The 18,140-nt window shown below is 70.3% G+C and carries 14 protein-coding genes; 7 read left to right on the top strand and 7 right to left on the bottom strand.

Features of this window, described 5'->3' with window-relative positions:
- Positions 1-49 precede the first annotated feature (49 nt).
- On the top strand, positions 50-979 hold the full coding sequence (gene lgt / locus J7E96_RS00345) for a prolipoprotein diacylglyceryl transferase (RefSeq protein WP_215126175.1): 930 nt from the start codon (positions 50-52) through the stop codon (positions 977-979).
- Here the strand turns inward: lgt and J7E96_RS00340 are convergent.
- The 6 genes from J7E96_RS00340 to J7E96_RS00315 are packed head-to-tail and all read right to left on the bottom strand — an operon-like array spanning position 976 to position 7,986.
- On the bottom strand, positions 976-1,821 hold the full coding sequence (locus J7E96_RS00340) for a CoA ester lyase (RefSeq protein WP_215126173.1): 846 nt from the start codon (positions 1,819-1,821) through the stop codon (positions 976-978). The two genes, lgt and J7E96_RS00340, sit on opposite strands and share 4 nt — an antisense overlap.
- Positions 1,818-3,020: a CaiB/BaiF CoA-transferase family protein gene (locus tag J7E96_RS00335; RefSeq protein WP_215126171.1), complete on the bottom strand. Its 1,203-nt coding sequence runs from the start codon at positions 3,018-3,020 to the stop codon at positions 1,818-1,820. Before J7E96_RS00335 ends, J7E96_RS00340 begins: the two co-directional genes overlap by 4 nt.
- Before the next feature lie 20 nt (positions 3,021-3,040).
- Positions 3,041-4,603: an ADP-ribosylglycohydrolase family protein gene (locus J7E96_RS00330; RefSeq protein ID WP_215126169.1), complete on the bottom strand. Its 1,563-nt coding sequence runs from the start codon at positions 4,601-4,603 to the stop codon at positions 3,041-3,043.
- Positions 4,594-5,757, bottom strand: a complete 1,164-nt coding sequence (locus J7E96_RS00325; RefSeq protein WP_215126167.1) for an ADP-ribosylglycohydrolase family protein — start codon at positions 5,755-5,757, stop codon at positions 4,594-4,596. The genes J7E96_RS00330 and J7E96_RS00325 overlap by 10 nt, the downstream gene beginning before the upstream one ends.
- A gap of 7 nt (positions 5,758-5,764) precedes the next feature.
- Positions 5,765-6,937, bottom strand: a complete 1,173-nt coding sequence (locus J7E96_RS00320; protein ID WP_215126165.1) for an ADP-ribosylglycohydrolase family protein — start codon at positions 6,935-6,937, stop codon at positions 5,765-5,767.
- On the bottom strand, positions 6,934-7,986 hold the full coding sequence (locus tag J7E96_RS00315) for an ADP-ribosylglycohydrolase family protein (RefSeq protein WP_215126163.1): 1,053 nt from the start codon (positions 7,984-7,986) through the stop codon (positions 6,934-6,936). Before J7E96_RS00315 ends, J7E96_RS00320 begins: the two co-directional genes overlap by 4 nt.
- 219 nt (positions 7,987-8,205) lie before the next feature.
- Between J7E96_RS00315 and J7E96_RS00310 the strand changes: the two genes are divergently transcribed.
- The 3 genes from J7E96_RS00310 to J7E96_RS00300 all read left to right on the top strand — a co-directional run bounded on the left by J7E96_RS00310 (position 8,206) and on the right by J7E96_RS00300 (position 15,242).
- Positions 8,206-8,937 carry a VIT1/CCC1 transporter family protein gene (locus J7E96_RS00310; protein WP_215126161.1) on the top strand — a complete coding sequence of 244 codons (732 nt, stop codon included), beginning with the start codon at positions 8,206-8,208 and terminating at the stop codon, positions 8,935-8,937.
- Positions 8,938-9,229: 292 nt separating this feature from the next.
- Positions 9,230-13,789: a glutamate synthase large subunit gene (gltB, locus tag J7E96_RS00305; RefSeq protein ID WP_215126159.1), complete on the top strand. Its 4,560-nt coding sequence runs from the start codon at positions 9,230-9,232 to the stop codon at positions 13,787-13,789.
- Positions 13,782-15,242 carry a glutamate synthase subunit beta gene (locus J7E96_RS00300; RefSeq protein ID WP_215126157.1) on the top strand — a complete coding sequence of 487 codons (1,461 nt, stop codon included), beginning with the start codon at positions 13,782-13,784 and terminating at the stop codon, positions 15,240-15,242. Before gltB ends, J7E96_RS00300 begins: the two co-directional genes overlap by 8 nt.
- 171 nt (positions 15,243-15,413) lie before the next feature.
- Here J7E96_RS00300 and J7E96_RS00295 read toward each other — a convergent pair whose 3' ends face one another.
- Positions 15,414-16,304 (bottom strand): rhomboid family intramembrane serine protease, encoded by an 891-nt coding sequence (locus J7E96_RS00295; protein ID WP_215126155.1) that lies wholly within the window; start codon positions 16,302-16,304, stop codon positions 15,414-15,416.
- 239 nt (positions 16,305-16,543) lie between these two features.
- Here J7E96_RS00295 and J7E96_RS38365 point away from each other — a divergent pair, with 239 nt between their 5' ends.
- The 3 genes from J7E96_RS38365 to J7E96_RS00280 all read left to right on the top strand — a co-directional run bounded on the left by J7E96_RS38365 (position 16,544) and on the right by J7E96_RS00280 (position 18,083).
- Positions 16,544-16,747, top strand: coding sequence for a hypothetical protein (locus tag J7E96_RS38365; RefSeq protein ID WP_308295787.1), 204 nt, complete (start codon positions 16,544-16,546; stop codon positions 16,745-16,747).
- 71 nt (positions 16,748-16,818) lie between these two features.
- Positions 16,819-17,535, top strand: a complete 717-nt coding sequence (locus J7E96_RS00285) for a VWA domain-containing protein (protein WP_215126153.1) — start codon at positions 16,819-16,821, stop codon at positions 17,533-17,535.
- Positions 17,532-18,083: a HutD family protein gene (locus J7E96_RS00280; RefSeq protein WP_215126151.1), complete on the top strand. Its 552-nt coding sequence runs from the start codon at positions 17,532-17,534 to the stop codon at positions 18,081-18,083. The genes J7E96_RS00285 and J7E96_RS00280 overlap by 4 nt, the downstream gene beginning before the upstream one ends.
- The last annotated feature ends 57 nt before the right edge of the window (positions 18,084-18,140 follow it).

Below are 18,140 nucleotides of genomic sequence, written 5' to 3'. Positions count from 1 at the left end.
CGGGTGGGTTGCCGTACGTCCCGCCCGGCAGGGTAGCGTCGACCCTGCCATGGAACTTGCCTATATCCCCAGCCCGTCGACCGGTGTGATCGAGCTCGGACCGATCCCGCTCCGCGGCTACGCGTTCTGCATCATCATTGGCGTTTTTGTGGCCGTCTGGTACGGCAACAAGCGGTGGATCGCCCGGGGAGGTAAAGCCGGGACGGTGGCCGACATCGCTGTGTGGGCGGTTCCCTTCGGCCTGGTCGGCGGGCGGCTCTACCACGTCATCACCGATTACCAGCTGTACTTCAGCGAGGGTCAGAACTGGGTCGACGCGTTCAAGATCTGGGAGGGCGGCCTCGGTATCTGGGGCGCCGTGGCTCTCGGCGCGGTCGGCGCCTGGATCGGCTGCCGCCGCCGCGGGATCCCGCTCCCGGCCTGGGCCGACGCGATGGCTCCCGGTCTCGCCTTCGCGCAGGCGATCGGGCGTTGGGGCAACTGGTTCAACCAGGAGCTGTACGGTCGGCCGACCGATCTGCCGTGGGCGCTCAAGATCTCAGAGGGCGTGAACCGCGAGGCGGGGACGTACCACCCGACCTTCCTGTACGAGTCGCTGTGGTGTGTCGGTGCGGCGATGGTGGTCATCTGGGCCGACCGTCGCTTCAAGCTCGGGCACGGGCGGGTCTTCGCGCTGTACGTCGCGCTGTACTGCACCGGCCGCGGCTGGATCGAGTACATGCGGGTCGACGAGGCGCACCACGTGCTGGGGCTGCGGCTCAACGTGTGGACCTCGATCGTGGTGTTCGTGCTCGCCGTCGCTTACTTCGTGATCTCGGCGAAGGTGCGGCCGGGGCGCGAGGAGATCGTCGAGCCGGTCTCTTTGGAGAAGGGCGACGCGGGTGGCGACGCCGATGCGGATGCCGGTGCGGATGCCGGTGCGGATGCGGATGCCGGTGCCGGTCACGATGCCAAGGCTGACGCCGAGGCCAAGGACTAGTGCGTCCAGCCCCGGCGGGATGCCAGGGAGAGGGTTCGGTGGGCGGCCGTTACTACCGCCGTGTCTACGAAGCGGCCGTCGGGTAGGGCCAGTGCGCCGCCGTCCGCTGCCGCCGCTTTGACGATTTCCTCCGCCTCCTCGACTTCTTGAGGCGTGGGGAGGAACGCTCGCTCGATCACCGGCAGCTGGCGAGGGTGCAGCGCTGTACGGCCCAGGAAGCCCAGTGCCCGCCCCCGCGCGCACGACTCCGCCAGGCCGTCCAGGTCACGGATGTCCGGGTGCACCGACTGGACCGGTGGCTCCAGGCCCGCCGCCCGCGCGGCGACCACCACCCGGCTGCGCGGCCACGCGAGGCCGGCGTCGTCCCGTACGCCCAGATCCGCCCGGAGGTCGGCCTCGCCCAGTGCGATGCCCCGCAGGTAGGGGTGCGCCCCCGCGATGGCGTGGGCGTGCTCGATGCCCAGAGCCGATTCGAGCAGGGCGTACAGCGGTACGTCGGGCATCAGGTTCGCGACGTGCCGCACCTCGGACGGGTCGGTGACCTTGGGGAGGCGGAGGGCCGCGAGGCCGGGCAGCCGGGCCAGGGCGTGCAGATCGGCCTCGGCGAAGAGGCTGCCGAGGGCGTTCACGCGGACGTGGACCGGAGTGGCGGACGGGCGCTCGGTGAGTAGCTCGGCGGTGGCTGAGCGGGCGTACTCCTTGCGGTCGGGCGCGACCGCGTCCTCCAGGTCGACGATCACGACATCGGCGCCGGCACCCAGCGCCTTGGCTACCGTCTCCGGGCGGTCACCCGGTACGTACAGCCAGGTCAGGGCGGTCAGTGCCGTCAGTGGGGATGTCATTTTGTGCCGCCGGTGGCGCGGAGGGTGGCGATGTCGGACTCGGAGAGGCCCGCTTCGGTGAGTACGGCCTGGGTGTCGGCGTTGTGGGGGCGGCCGGCCCAGCGGATCGCGCCGGGGGTTTCGGAGAGGCGGAAGAGGACGTTCTGCATGCGCAGCGGGCCTAGTTCCGGGTCCTCGATCTTGGTGATCGTATCCAGTGCGCGGTACTGCGGGTCGGTCATGACGTCCTGCACGTCGTAGATGGGGGCGATCGCTGCTTCCGCCTTCTCGAACGCGGCCAGCGCCTCGTCGCGGGTGCGGCGCGAGATCCAGTGGCCGACCGCCTCGTCGAGTTCGTCCGCGTGCTCGGCGCGGCCGCTGCCCGTGGTGAACCATGGCTCGTCGATCAGGTCGGGGCGGCCCACCAGGCGCATCACGCGCTCGGCCACGGACTGGGCCGACGTGGAGACGGCCACCCAGGCGCCGTCGGCGGTGCGATAGGTGTTGCGGGGGGCGTTGTTGCGGGAGCGGTTTCCGGTGCGGGGCTGGACGTAGCCGAGCTGGTCGTACCAGAGCGGCTGGGGGCCGAGGATCGTGAGGATCGGTTCGATGATGGCCATGTCGACCACCTGGCCGCGGTTGGTTGTGGTGCGGGCCGTGAGTGCGGTCATTACGGCGTAGGCGGTTGCTAGGGCGGCGATCGAGTCGGCCAGGCCGAACGGGGGGAGCGTGGGTGGGCCCTCGGGGTCGCCGGTCATCGCCGCGAAACCGCTCATCGCCTCGGCGAGTGTGCCGAAGCCCGGGCGGTGGGAGTACGGGCCGAACTGGCCGAAGCCGGTGACGCGGGTCAGGACCAGGCGGGGGTTTGCGGCGCTCAGCTCGGTTGGACCGAGGCCCCACTTTTCCAGGGTGCCCGGGCGGAAGTTCTCGATGATCACGTCTGTGGTGGCCGCCAGGCGCAGGAGGGCGTCGCGGCCGGTGGGGGCGGAGAGGTCGAGGGTGATCGTGCGCTTGTTGCGGCCGAGGAGTTTCCACCACAGGCCGATGCCGTCTTTGGACGGGCCGTGGCCGCGGGAGGGGTCGGGTCTGGTGGGGTGCTCGACCTTGATTACGTCCGCGCCGAAGTCGCCGAGCATCGTGGCGGCCAGCGGGCCGGCGAAGAGGGTGGCCAGGTCCAGGACGCGGAGGCCGGTGAGGGGCGCCGGGGTGGTGGTTGTCATCTTTTGGTCTTCTCTCGTGGTCACGGTCGGTGTGCCTCCGTGTGGGTGAGGTGGGCCAGGGTGTCGAAGCCGATGCCGTCGAGGCCGGCGATGGAAGTGGCCAGGCGGTTGCGGAGGGGGGCGGTCCAGTGGGCGGGGATCGCTTCGGGTGAGCCCGCCAGGAGGCCGGCGATGCTGCCTGTGGTGGCCCCGTTGGAGTCGGTGTCCCAGCCGCCGGACACCGCGCGGCAGATGGAGCCGGTGAAGTCGCCGTCGGCGTGGGTGAGGGCGGCGGCGATGAGGGCGGCGTTCGGGATGACGTGCACCCAGTGGTGGTGGCCGTAGGTGGCGTGGAGGTCGTCCACGACGGTGTCGAAGTCGCGGGTTGTTCTGGCTGTTTCGATGCCGTGGCGGACTGCTTGGGCCAGGCGGGACTTCGGGGGGACGACGGTCAGGCCGGTGCGCAGGCAGTGGTGTACGTCGGTGGTGCCGGTGGCGGCTTCGGCGATGGTCGCGGCGATGAACATCGCGCCGTACACGCCGTTGGCGGTGTGGGTGAGGGTGGCGTCTCGGTGGGCCTGTTCGGCGGCGGCGGCCGGGTTGCCGGGGTGTGTCCAGCCGTGGAGGTCCGCGCGGATCAGGGCGCCGATCCATTCTCGGAACGGGTTGTGGCGGGTTGCTGTTTGAGGGGGTGCCAGGCCTTGGAGGAGGTTGCGGTAGGCGATGCGTTCGGCGGTGAATGTGCGGCCGGCCGGGAGTTCGTCCAGCCATAGGTGGGCGAGCTGGGTTGTCGTGAAGGACTTGGTGTGGCGTTGGAGGAGGAGCAGGTTCAGGAGGGGGTAGTTCAGGTCGTCGTCCTCCGGCATGCCGTTGATGTTCTCGGCGAGTGAGGTGGGGGCGGAGCGGCGGTTCCAGGGGTGGCGGGCGAGGAGGTGGCGGGGGACACCTTGGGCTGTGAACCAGGTGGTCAGGGGCCAGTTGCCGGCGGCGGTGGCCAGTTGGCGGATGGCGGTGAGGGGGAGTTTCTCGACCGGTTTGCCGAGGAGGCAGCCGGCGGCGCGGCCCAGCCAGGCGGCGTGGAGGCGGTTGAGGAGGGCTGCGGTGGGGTTTGCGGGTCGGGTGTGGCCACTGGTTGCGGGGGCTTTGGGGTCGGTGCCGCGCCGGGGCGTCTCCTCGGGCGTCGAACGTTCGGGTACTGGGTGTTGTTCGGGGTGGTTGCGTTCAACGCCCTGCGGGGAGCGCCCCGGCACGTCCCCTCCTGGCACCGCGATGTTGTGCCGCGGGGTGCTCCCGGCGCCGTCCGGTGGCGCGCTTTTGGGTGGGGTGGGGGTGTGTGGCCAGGCTGGGCAGGCTGATCTGATGGCGGGGAGGGTGGTTGGTTCTGGGTGGGGTGTGGGGAGTTGGGAGAGTTCGGTCAGGAGGGTTTCTGCCAGGGTGCGCAGGTGTGGTGCGGGGGTGGGGGACGCGCCCGTGGTCGGTGGGGTGGGCGTGCCGCCTGCCGATTGCCAGCGGGTGCGGATCTCTGTCGCGTCGCGGCCGTCCTCCGATGCCTGGCGCAGCTCGTGGGTGATCAGGTCCTCCGGTTGCAGCCAGGTCAGCCGCATGGCGTGCCCGTCAGGGCCGCGAAGGTCGCCTCGTGGGTCCGGCGGCGCTCCATGTCTCGGGCGTACACCTCGCGGGTTACGGCCGCGAGGGTCCGGGGTGGGGCGTGCAGGTCGGTGCGGCTTGCCTCGGCGATTGTTTTTGACCAGTCGGACGGGATGGCTGATTCGCCGTGCATCGCGCCGGCGATCGCGCCGCTCATCGTGGCGATCGAGTCGCAGTCGCGGCCGTAATTGACCGAGCCCAGGACGGTGCGGCGGTAGTCGCCGCCGGCTACCAGGAGCATGCCGAGGGCGATGGGAAGCTCCTCGATGGAGTGCAGGCGGGAGGGGCGGCGGGCGGCCAGGGACGGTTTGCGGTAGTCCGGACCGACCGTGTCGAAGGGGGCGACGGCGCTGCGGAGGGGGGTCAGTGCGGACTCGAAGTCGTGGTGGCGGACCGCTGCTTCGGCCACTGCTTCGATTGCTGCGCGGGTGCCGTCCTTGGCGAGGGACAGGCACGTGTCCACCACTGTGGCGGGGGTGGCTTCGGGGGCGCAGGCGGCGGCTACCGCGGCGGCGAAGACTCCGGCTGCCTCGCGTCCGTACGACGACTGGTGCGCGCCGGCGATGTCGATTGCTTCGGCGTACGCCGCTGGGGGGTTGCCCGCGTTGACCAGGCCGACCGGGGCCATGTACATCGCGGCGCCGCAGTTGACGATGTTGCCCGTGCCGGCTTCGCGGGGGTCCACGTGGCCGTAGTGGAGGCGCGCGACGATCCACTTCTCGGCCAGGAAGATGCGCTGGAGGGGGAGGGCCTCGGATTCCAACTCCGGGATCCAGATGGGGGATTCGATCAGTTCGGGGACCAGGTGGTCGGCGATTGAGTAGGCGTCCAGGTGGTCGCGTACGGCGTCGTACACGCGGACCAGGGCGTGGGTCATGAGGGTGTCGTCCGTGATGTGGCCGTCGCCCTTGTGGTACGGGGCGATGGGGCGCGCCGTACGCCAGTCTTCGTGGAAGGGGCCGACGATGCCGTGGACGCGGCCGTTGTGGCGTTCGGTGATCTGTTCGGGGGTCCAGCCTTCGACCGGGCCGCCCAGCGCGTCGCCGACTGCCGCGCCGATCAGGCTGCCGGTGGTCCGGTCCTCCAGGGTCAGGGGTGGGAATGTCGCCATGGTTCGGTCAGCCCTTCGTGGGGTGGAGGTGTGTGGTGAGTTTTCCGGCCAGTTCCACCAGGTCTGTGCCGGCCAGACGGGGGAGGGCGCAGCCGACGAGGGTGCGACAGGTGTCGCGCCAGCCGGGGGGTAGGGCGTCGCCGCCGCACAGGGCGCCGGTCAGTGCGCCGGCGAGGGCGGGGGCGGAGTCGGCCACTCGGGACAGGCAGGCGGCGGCGGGTACGGCCTCGGTCACGCGGCCGCGGGCGGCGGTGGCGAGGGCCAGGGCCACGGGGACGGTTTCGGCGGCGGCGATGCCGTAGCTGTAGACGTGGTCGACGATCTGGTGTTCGAGGGTGGGGACCAGGGCGAATGCTCCGGCGTTGGAGGTTGTGGCGAGGTGGACGGCGTGGGCCGCGTTGCGGCCGATTTCGGTGGCTTCGGGGAGCTGGGCGAGGGCGGCGTGCACGGCTTGGTCGATGCTGGCGCCGCCGAGGGCCGCGGCGATCGCCGCTGCCATGGCGCGGGCGCCGTGGACGCCGTCGCCGTCCTGGGTGTAGCGGGCGTCGAACTCGGCCAGCTCGGCGGCGGCGATCGGGTCGCCGGGGTGGGCGGTGGCCAGGACGGCGGCGCGGATGCAGGCGGCGTCGTCGAAGTAGTGCGGATTGTCGTGGCCGGTCGCGGGCGGGCGCAGGCCGGTGGCGAGGTTGCCGAGACCGGCGCGTACGGAGATCCGGGCGCGCAGGGGGAGTACGGCGGACTCGACCTCGGGGGCGCGGTCGGCCGCGGCGGCGACCTCGGCGGCGAGGGCGGTCCAGGCGCGGTCGACCGCGGCGCGGATCTTGCCGGGGGTGGCGGCGAGGATCGTACCGGCGGTGAAAGCGGCCCACTCGGCATCGTCGGAGGGGCCGAGGCGCAGGGGTTCGGGGGGCTGGTTCAGGGCGATGGGGACGGGGAGGGTGGTGGTGGCGTTCTGCTCGGCGAAGGTGTCGAGTTCGCGGGTGAGGCGGCGGGTCCAGTCCGGCATGCGGGCGGCGCGGTGGCGGGCGGCGGGCCAGCCGGCGGCGTCGCCCGCGGCGAGGCCGAGCAGCAGACCTTCGATCCGGCGCGGGCCGGCCGCGCCCCCGGTGCCCGGCGCTTCGCGCGGGTCCGTGGTGAGGGTGGTCTCCGGGGTGGTTTGTGGGGGGTTGTAGGGGGTCATCGCGCTGCCCGGGGAGTGTGGGGGGTGGCGTGCGGGGGGTCGTCGTCCGGGGTGAGGAGGTCTGCCACGTCCAGTACGTGGTGGTTTCGCATGGAGGGGAGGCAGCTGCCTCTGGCCGGGGTGATGGCAGAGGACCACGCCGGGGGGATCGCCCCCGCGCCGCACATCGCGCCGGCCAGGGCGCCCGCCACCGCCGCCGTGGTGTCCGCGTCGCGGCCCATGTTGACCGCCGTCAGGACTGAGCCGGCGAAGTCGCCGCGGGACGCCGCGAACGCGCCGAAGGCCAGGCCCACCGCCTCCGGGGCCAGGTCCGTCCAGGGGTAGCCGCCGATCACCACCGCCGAGCGCACCGCCCGTTCGCCGTCCGGGGCCGCCGCCACCGCTCGGCGCAGGGAGCGCGCCGTCCAGGAGTCGGACGGGATGACGGAGAGAGCGGCCGCGGTGATCGCGGAGGGGGTGCCGCCCGTCATGGCCGCCGCCACGCCCGCCGCCACCGCCTGGCCGCCGTAGATGCCCTCGCCCTCGTGGCTCACGCAGCCGTCGATCGCCACCAGCCGCGCCGCCTCCGCCGGGCGGCCCGCCGCGAAGACGCCGAACGGGGCGGCGCGCATCGCCAGGCCGTCGCTCCACGCGTGGCGGTGCTGGGCGGAGATGGGGGCGGCCAGGCCCCGGCGGAGGTTCTCCAGCGTTCCGCGTTCGCTGAAGCCCGCGCCGCGGAACGGTCCCTCGTCCAGGTCGGCGATCCACAGGTGCCAGGCGTTCTCGACGTGGGCCACGGTGAGCGCCGAGCCGTGGCGGGCCAGGAGGAGGCCGGAGAAAATGGCGTACTCCGTGTCGTCCGTACCGGCGGGATCGCCGGACACGAAGCCCTCGATGCGGCCCCAACGGCGGCGGATCTCGGACGGCTTCATGTTCTCCGCCGGCGCTCCGAGCGCGTCGCCCACCGCCAGGCCGAGCAGGGCGCCGCGTCCCCTGTCGCGGAGCGCGCGAACGCCGTGAAGTTCGCGCAGCGCCTGAAGCGCGCGGCCGTGACCGGTGCGGGGTCGCATGCAATCAACTCCCAGGGCTCGTTCCTGGATCTGTGCCACGCGAGGGCCCGGCGAAGGCTCCGAAACGTCAGCGTCACCCGGTCGGCGTGGGGTCTGAGCTGCGAGTAAGTACGGCCTGCCTTGCTGGCGGGCGCCTTGAATCGTGCGTACTTTCGATGATGTTGAGGGGGTGGAGGGGCCGCGGACGGCCCCGCCTCCGGGGAGAGGGGAACTGGCGACATGGCCATCATTGAGACCGAGGCGACGCTCCACGAGGCGCACCGCGACAACCACACGCACCGCGACGTGAATGGGGGCTGGCTGCGCCCGGCGGTCTTCGGGGCCATGGACGGTCTGGTGTCGAATCTGGCGCTGATGACCGGGGTGGCCGGTGGGTCGGTTGGGCAGCAGACGATCGTCATCACCGGGCTCGCGGGGCTTGCCGCCGGCGCCTTCTCCATGGCGGCGGGTGAATACACCTCCGTGGCCTCGCAGCGCGAGCTGGTAGAGGCCGAACTCGACGTGGAGCGGCGCGAGTTGCGCAAGCATCCCAAGGACGAGCTGGAGGAGCTCGCCGCGCTGTACGAGTCGCGGGGAGTCGAGGCGGGGCTGGCGCGTGAGGTTGCCACGCAGCTGTCCCGGGATCCCGAGCAGGCGCTGGAGATCCATGCCCGTGAGGAGCTCGGCATCGACCCGGGAGACCTTCCCTCACCCCTGGTCGCCGCCGTATCGTCGTTCGGGGCGTTCGCTCTGGGTGCTTTGCTGCCCGTACTGCCATACCTGCTCGGGGCCTCGACGATGTGGCCCGCGGTGCTGCTGGCGCTGGTCGGGCTCTTCGCCTGCGGGGCGCTGGTGGCGAAGGTGACGGCCCGCTCCTGGTGGTTCAGCGGAGTCAGGCAGCTGGCGCTGGGCGGGGCCGCGGCCGGTGTGACGTACGCCCTCGGCGCTCTGTTCGGGACCGCCGTAGGGTGAGACCCTATGCGGAGCTCCACATAAGTACTCTGTTACTCGGTGGTTTCATCTTCGCAATGACCGGGCAAGAGCCCACGACACCGCAGGCAATGACGCCTGCGCTGTGATCACCCGACGGGTGTCGCTCTGTCCGCCCGTGAACCACCTGCACCGCTATGCGCGGTGTCCGCATGCTGGAATGAGCTATCCACCTCGCGAGAAGCCAGCCATCATGTAACCTGCACGAAATTTCGCGGAGGGCCAACGTCGTCCCTCGGTAGTTGCATATGCCACGACGACGACGGGAGTGCCAATGCGTTCCGACGCCTGGTCGCCCATGGACGGTCGCCCCGCCCAGCAGGGGATGTACGACCCCCGTAATGAGCACGACGCCTGTGGCGTCGGCTTTGTGGCCACCCTTACCGGTGTGGCCAGCCATGAGCTGGTCGAGCAGGCGCTGACCGTACTGCGCAATCTCGAACACCGCGGTGCCACAGGATCCGAGCCCGACTCCGGCGATGGCGCCGGAATCCTGCTCCAGGTTCCCGACGCGTTCCTGCGCGAGGTCACCGAATTCGAACTCCCCGAGGCCGGGGCGTACGCCGTCGGCATTGGTTTCCTTCCCGCAGACGGCTCCGCACAGGCCGTCTCCGAGATCGAGACGATCGCGGCCGAGGAAGGTCTCGACGTACTGGGATGGCGTGAGGTTCCCGTCACTCCGGAACTGCTCGGCAACGGCGCCCGCGCCACCATGCCCGCCTTCGGCCAGCTCTTTGTGGCGGACGGTACGTCGACGGGGCTTGAGCTCGACCGCAAGGCCTTCGTGCTGCGCAAGCGCGCCGAGCGTGAGGCCGGGGTGTACTTCCCCTCGCTCTCCGCCCGGACGATTGTGTACAAGGGCATGCTCACCACCGGGCAGCTGGAGCCGTTCTTCCCGGACCTGTCCGACCGGCGCTTCGCGACGACTGTCGCGCTCGTTCACTCGCGCTTCTCGACGAACACCTTCCCGAGCTGGCCGCTGGCCCACCCGTACCGCTTCGTCGCGCACAACGGCGAGATCAACACGGTCAAGGGCAACCGGAACTGGATGAAGGCCCGCGAGTCCCAGCTCGCGTCCGACCTGTTCGGCGCGGACAAGCTGGAGCGGATCTTCCCCGTCTGTACGCCCGACGCCTCCGACTCCGCGTCCTTCGACGAGGTTCTGGAACTGCTGCACCTGGGCGGGCGCTCGCTGCCGCACGCCGTGCTGATGATGGTCCCCGAGGCGTGGGAGAACCACGACTCGATGGACCCGGCCCGGCGGGCCTTCTACCAGTACCACGCCACGATGATGGAGCCCTGGGACGGCCCGGCGTGCGTCACCTTCACCGACGGCACCCAGGTCGGCGCCGTACTCGACCGCAACGGTCTGCGTCCCGGTCGCTACTGGGTGACCGACGACGGGCTTGTCGTGCTGTCGTCCGAGGTGGGCGTGCTGGACATCGACCCGGCGAAGGTGGTCCGTAAGGGACGGCTGCAGCCCGGCAAGATGTTCCTCGTCGACACCGCCGAGCACCGGATCATCGAGGACGACGAGATCAAGGCCGGCCTCGCCGCCGAGGCTCCGTACCAGGAGTGGCTGGAAGCCGGCGAGATCGAGCTGGAGGACCTGCCCGAGCGCGAGCACATCGTGCACACGCACGCGTCGGTCACGCGCAGGCAGCAGACCTTCGGGTACACCGAGGAAGAGCTGCGCGTCATCCTCGCGCCGATGGCTCGTACGGGTGGCGAACCGCTCGGCTCCATGGGTACGGACTCGCCCATCGCCGCGCTGTCCGAGCGGCCGCGGCTGCTCTTCGACTACTTCACGCAGCTCTTCGCGCAGGTCACGAACCCGCCGCTGGACGCCATCCGCGAGGAGCTCGTCACCTCGCTGCGCTCCACGCTCGGCCCCCAGGGCAACATCCTGGAGCCGACCGCCGCGACCTGCCGCAATGTCACGCTGCCGTTCCCGGTGATCGACAACGACGAGCTGGCCAAGCTCATACACATCAACGCCGACGGCGACATGCCGGGCCTGACGACCGCCACGCTCTCCGGCCTCTACCGCGTCAGCGGCGGCGCCGACGCGCTGGCCGCCCGTATCGAGCAGATCTGCACCGAGGCCGACGCCGCCATCGAGGCCGGCGCCCGCCTGATCGTGCTCTCCGACCGGCACTCGGACGCCGAGCACGCGCCGATCCCGTCGCTGCTGCTCACTTCCGCCGTGCACCATCACCTGATCCGTACGAAGCAGCGCACCCAGGTGGGGCTGCTCGTCGAGGCCGGCGATGTGCGCGAGGTGCACCACGTCGCGCTGCTGATCGGTTTCGGTGCGGCCGCCGTCAACCCGTACCTGGCCATGGAGTCCGTCGAGGACCTGGTCCGCGCGGGCACGTTCATCGAGGGCGCCGAGCCCGAGCAGGCCATCCGGAATCTGATCTACGCGCTCGGCAAGGGCGTCCTGAAGGTCATGTCCAAGATGGGCATCTCGACCGTCGCCTCCTACCGGGGCGCGCAGGTCTTCGAGGCTGTCGGTCTGGACGAGGCCTTCGTCGAGAAGTACTTCAACGGTACGGCGACCAAGATCGGCGGCGCCGGTCTCGATGTCGTCGCCAAGGAAGTCGCCGCCCGGCACGCCAAGGCCTACCCGGCCTCCGGCATCGCCGCCACGCACCGCGCGCTGGAGATCGGCGGCGAGTACCAGTGGCGGCGCGAGGGCGAGCCGCACCTGTTCGACCCGGAGACGGTCTTCCGCCTCCAGCACGCCACGCGCAACCGCCGGTACGACATCTTCAAGCAGTACACGGACCGCGTGAACGAGCAGTCCGAGCGGCTGATGACGCTGCGTGGGCTCTTCGGGTTCAAGTCGGGGCGTACGCCCATCTCGATCGATGAGGTCGAGCCGGCTTCCGAAATCGTCAAGCGCTTCTCCACCGGCGCCATGTCGTACGGCTCCATCTCCCAGGAGGCGCACGAGACGCTTGCCATCGCCATGAACCAGCTGGGCGGCAAGTCCAACACCGGTGAGGGCGGCGAGGACGCCGAGCGGCTGTACGACCCGGCGCGGCGCTCCAGCATCAAGCAGGTCGCCTCGGGGCGTTTCGGTGTGACGAGTGAATACCTCGTCAACGCCGACGACATCCAGATCAAGATGGCGCAGGGCGCCAAGCCCGGCGAGGGCGGTCAGCTGCCCGGCCACAAGGTCTACCCGTGGGTCGCGAAGACCCGGCACTCGACGCCGGGTGTGGGGCTCATCTCGCCGCCGCCGCACCACGACATCTACTCGATCGAGGACCTGGCTCAGCTGATCCACGACCTCAAGAACGCCAACCCGGCCGCGCGCATCCACGTGAAGCTGGTGTCGGAGGTCGGTGTCGGCACGGTCGCGGCCGGTGTGTCCAAGGCACACGCCGATGTGGTGCTGATCTCGGGCCATGACGGTGGTACGGGTGCTTCGCCGCTCACCTCGCTGAAGCACGCGGGCGGTCCCTGGGAGCTCGGGCTTGCCGAGACCCAGCAGACGCTGCTGCTCAACGGGCTGCGCGACCGCATCGTCGTCCAGACCGACGGCCAGCTGAAGACCGGCCGCGACGTCATCATCGCCGCGCTCCTCGGCGCCGAGGAGTTCGGTTTCGCGACCGCGCCGCTCGTCGTGTCCGGCTGCGTCATGATGCGCGTCTGCCACCTCGACACGTGCCCGGTCGGTATCGCCACGCAGAACCCGGTTCTCCGGGACCGGTTCTCCGGCAAGGCCGAGTACATCGTCAACTTCTTCCAGTTCATCGCGGAGGAAGTGCGCGAGCTGCTGGCCGAGCTCGGCTTCCGTACGCTCGAAGAGGCCGTCGGCCACGCCGAACTCCTCAACACCGACGCGGCCGTCGATCACTGGAAGGCGCAGGGTCTCGACCTGGAGCCGCTCTTCTACGTGCCCGAGCTGCCGGAGGGCGCGGTCCGTCACCAGATCACGACCCAGGACCACGCGCTGGAGAAGGCGCTCGACAACGAGCTGATCAAGCTCGCCGCCGACGCCCTGGCCGCGGACAGCGCCGAGGCCGCCGGGCCGGTGCGCGCGCAGGTCGCGATCCGCAACATCAACCGGACCGTCGGCACGATGCTCGGTCACGAGGTGACGAAGAAGTTCGGCGGGGCGGGTCTGCCCGACGACACCATCGACATCACCTTCACCGGGTCCGCCGGTCAGTCCTTCGGTGCGTTCGTGCCGCGTGGTGTCACGCTGCGGCTCGAAGGCGACGCGAACGACTATGTGGGCAAGGGGCTTTCGGGTGGGCGGATTGTTGTCCGTCCCGACCGGGGCGCCGACCACCTCGCCGAGTACTCGACGATCGCCGGCAACACGATCGCGTACGGCGCCACAAGTGGCGAGCTCTTCCTGCGGGGCAGGACGGGCGAGCGCTTCTGCGTCCGTAACTCGGGTGCCACGGTCGTCTCGGAGGGCGTGGGCGACCACGGCTGCGAGTACATGACCGGCGGTCGCGCGGTGGTGCTGGGCGAGACCGGGCGTAACTTCGCGGCCGGCATGTCCGGCGGCGTCGCGTACGTCATCGACCTCGACCCGGACAACGTCAACTCAGGCAACGCCGGGGCGGTCGAGGCACTCGACGAGACCGACCAGGTGTGGCTGCACGATGTGGTGCGCCGCCATGAGGAGGAGACCGGTTCTACGGTCGCTTCAAAGCTGCTGGCCGAGTGGGACACCGCGGTGACCCGCTTCAGCAAGATCATCCCGTCCACGTACAAGGCAGTGCTCGCCGCCAAGGACGCCGCTGAGCTCGCCGGTCTCTCCGAGCAGGAGACCACCGAGAAGATGATGGAGGCGGCGACCAATGGCTGACCCCAAGGGCTTCCTGACCACCGGACGCGAGGTCGCCAAGACCCGTCCCGCCGGTGAGCGCGTCAAGGACTGGAACGAGGTCTACGTTCCCGGCTCCCTGCTGCCGATCATCAGCAAGCAGGCCGGGCGCTGCATGGACTGCGGCATTCCGTTCTGCCACAACGGCTGCCCGCTCGGGAACCTGATTCCCGAGTGGAACGACTACGCCTACCGTGAGGACTGGGCGGCCGCGAGCGAGCGGCTGCACGCCACGAACAACTTCCCGGAGTTCACCGGGCGGCTGTGCCCGGCTCCGTGCGAGTCGGCGTGCGTGCTCGGCATCAACCAGCCGGCCGTGACCATCAAGAACGTCGAGGTCTCGATCATCGACAAGGCGTGGGGCAATGGTGACGTCACGCCGCAGCCGCCCGAGCGTCTGTCGGGCAAGACGGTGGCTGTCATCGGCTCGGGGCCTGCGGGCCTGGCCGCTGCCCAGCAGCTGACGCGGGCCGGTCACACGGTCGCGGTGTACGAGCGCGCCGACCGCATCGGCGGGCTGCTGCGCTACGGCATCCCCGAGTTCAAGATGGAGAAGGTGCACATCAACCGGCGCATCGAGCAGATGCGCGCGGAGGGCACCAAGTTCCGTACGGAGGTCGAGATCGGCCGCGACATCGACGCCGCGAAGCTGCGGCGCCGGTACGACGCGGTGGTCATCGCCGCCGGTGCGACGGTCTCCCGCGACCTGCCCGTCCCGGGCCGCGAACTGAACGGCATCCACTTCGCGATGGAGTACCTGCCGCTCGCGAACAAGGTGCAGGAGGGCGACCTGACGGTCTCCCCGATCACCGCCGAGGGCAAGCACGTCGTGGTCATCGGCGGCGGCGACACCGGCGCGGACTGCGTGGGCACCGCCCACCGGCAGGGCGCGGCGTCCGTCACCCAGCTGGAGATCATGCCGAAGCCGGGCGAGGAGCGTAACGCCAACCAGCCTTGGCCGACCTTCCCGATGCTCTACAAGGTCACCTCCGCGCACGAGGAGGGCGGCGAGCGGGTCTACTCCGTGTCCACGACGCACTTCGAGGGCGACGAGGACGGCAACGTCCAGTTCCTGCACCTCGTCGAGGTGGAGTTCGTCGACGGTAAGCTCACGCAGAAGCCCGGCACCGAGCGGAAGATCCCCGCTCAGCTGGTCACGCTGGCGATGGGCTTCACGGGGACGGACCAGGAGAACGGTCTGGTCCAGCAGTTCGGCCTGGAGCTCGACGCGCGCGGCAACGTGGCGCGCGACGCGGAGTACGCGACGAACGTCGACGGCGTCTTCGTCGCGGGTGACGCGGGGCGCGGTCAGTCGCTCATCGTGTGGGCGATCGCCGAAGGGCGGTCGGCGGCTCGTGGCGTGGACCGGTTCCTGACGGGGGCGAGCGAGTTGCCGGCCCCGGTGAAGCCGACGGATCGTGCGTTGACTGTCTGACGTACGCCCCCATAGACGTCCCGCACAACGGCGTGCGGAACTGAACGCGGCGCCTGCCTTGTCCCCGACCGGACATTGGGTGGGCGCCGCGGTGCGTGCGCGTACGGACGCCGGAGGGGCTCGACGGTGCGGCCGAATGACACGCCCGCGCCGACGGCGGCATGCCCACCGCTACCCCGCCGTCAGCGCCGATGTCTTCATCAGTACGAGCGCGATCAGCAGCACCAGCATCCCCGCGCCCGCCGCCACCTGGATCGCGGTGCGGTGCTTGCGTGGTGCGTACGCCAGGGCCAGGCTGGCCAGGGCGCCGGTGAGCAGGCCGCCCAAGTGGGACTGCCAGGAGGCGAACAGGGCGGAGACCACCATCCAGATCATGAGCCCCGCCATGAAGCGGTTGACGGCCCGCATGTCGCGGCCCAGGCGGCGGCAGAGCACGTAGTATGAGGCCGAGACGCCGAAGATCGCGCCCGAGGCGCCCACGGTGAGGGTGTGCGGCGCGATCAGGTAGACCAGCACCGAACCGCCGAGCGCGGACAGCAGGTACAGGCCGGCGTAGCGCGCCCGGCCGAGCTGGTCCTCGACCGTTCTGCCCACGTTCCACAGGCAGAACATGTTCATCATGATGTGCATGATCCCGAAGCTGCCCCCGGTCGGGCGCAGGTGGAGAAAGGCGCCCGTGAAGAGCCGGTACCACTCGCCCTCGGCCACCCCGACGAGGGTCGGCACGGGGTAGCCCCCGTCCTCCGGGCCCATCGGCGCCCACCCGATCATGCCGAACCGGTCGACGAGGTCGGGGCGCGCCAGTTCGCCGAGGTAGGCGAGGACGTTCAGCGCGATCAGCGTGTACGTGACCACGGGCGCCGCCGCCCCGGCGACCGTGCCGCCGAAGACCGTGCGTGCCTGGCGTACCGACTTGTGGCCCTCCTTCACGCACTCGGGGCACTGGTGTCCGACGGCCGCCTCACGCATGCAGTCGGGACAGATGAAGCGCTCGCAGCGCGTGCAGCTCACGTACGTCTCGTACTTGGGGTGGCGGTAACACGTCGTGACAGCGGCTTCCACAGCCGGCTCCTTGGACTTCTGGGCAAACGGGGGAGAGCCGGTGGGGGTCGGCGCCGATCAAGATAACGTACGGACCCGTACGGATCCGTCCGGCCAGCCGTCGGCCGAGTCGAGCTGCACGAGCTCTCCGACCTCCTCCGGCCGGCCCATCCGGCGGAGCGGCAGATGCGACCAGTCCCGGCGAGCGGGTCAGGCCGCGCAGGCCGAACTTCATAGACCCGTACGCCGCATGGCCGGGGATGCCGACCAGGCCGGCCTCCGTCGACCCGCCGGTGCTGAAGCACGGGCCGATGCTGCGGCTGTGGCTCGGGCATCTCCTGGAATCCGAGCAGATGCGTGAAGCCCAGCACCTGGAGTTCGCGGCGCGGCTGGGCGGGCGCTGGAGATCACCGTCCAATACGCGGAGGACGGCGTCCAGTTCGGCCGTCGCGGGCGAGATGTAACCTCGACAGTCCCGCCGGGCCCCCAGCCCCACCAGCCCGTAACCGCACCGCGTACGAAACGGAGACCCGACGTGGCGATAAGCCTCCACAAGGTCGAGGAGACCGCGCCCGCGCTCGTCAGCTTCTACAAGAGCGCCGGCGTCTCGCTGCAGAAGCATGGGCTGAGCGGGCAGCGCGCGGCCGTGTATCTGGTTCTTGACTACTCGGGTTCGATGAAGCCGTATTACAAGGACGGTAGCGTGCAGGCGCTCGCCGACCGCGTGCTCGGGCTGTCCGCCAATCTCGACGACGACGGCAGCGTGCCGATCGTTTTCTTCTCGACGGACGTCGACGCGATCACGGACATCGCCCTCGACAACCACCAGGGCCGTATCGACAAGATCGTCGCGGGCCTGGGGCACATGGGCAAGACCAGCTACCACCTGGCCATGGACGCGGTGATCGACCACTACCTCGACAGCGGATCGACGGCGCCCGCACTGGTCGTTTTCCAGACCGACGGAGGTCCGATCAACAAGCTGGCGGCGGAGCGGTACGTCTGCAAGGCCGCGGAGCTGCCGCTGTTCTGGCAGTTCGTTGGCTTCGGCAATACGCGAAGCACGCAGTTCGATTTCCTGCGCAAGCTCGACGAGCTGGCCGTCCCGGCGAGGCGAACGGTCGACAACGCGGGCTACTTCCACGCCGGGCTGGATCCGCGCCAGGTCTCCGACAGCGAGCTGTACGACCAGTTGGTGCGCGAGTTCCCGGCCTGGCTGGCCGCGGCGCGGGCGCAGGGCATCGTGCGATGACCGTCCAGGTGCTGAGGTCGGCCGACCGTGAGGCTGTGGCGTGGAAGAACGGCGGCGGGGTCACCCGCGAGATCGCGGCATACCCGCCGAACGCCGGGATGGCCGACTTCGACTGGCGGATCAGCCTCGCGGAGGTCGAAAGGGACGGCCCGTTCTCGGCATTCCCCGGGGTGGACCGGATCCTCACGATGGCTGAGGGTGCGGGGATGGAGCTCACGGTGGGCGGTGAGCGGCGGCTCGTCGACCAGCGTTACGTCCCGTACGACTTTCCCGGGGACATCGCCACCGACTGCCGACTGCTCGACCGCCGGGTCGTGAACTTCAACGTCATGTACCGCAGGGGCCGGACGGCCGCGCGGGTCGCGGTGCTGCGCGGGAACCTCAACGTCGCAGTCCCGCCGGGAGGGACGGTGGTGATCGTCGCGCTGGACGGGACCGCGTCGTTCGAGGGCGTCACCCTTGGCCGGTACGACGCCGTGGTGACCGCATCGCCGGGCGCCCTGTTGGCCGGAGGGCACACGGCGGTCGTCACCCTCACGGTCGGCTGAGCCCGATCTCCATGACACCACCCCTGGGGTTCGCGTCGTGCGTGAGCGGCCATCTGC

Origin of the sequence: Streptomyces sp. ISL-96 (assembly GCF_018614035.1) — a bacterium.
Taxonomy (GTDB): Bacteria; Actinomycetota; Actinomycetes; order Streptomycetales; family Streptomycetaceae; genus Streptomyces.
Note: the sequence above shows the minus strand (reverse complement) of the source record. Positions and strands in the feature narration are given on the sequence as shown.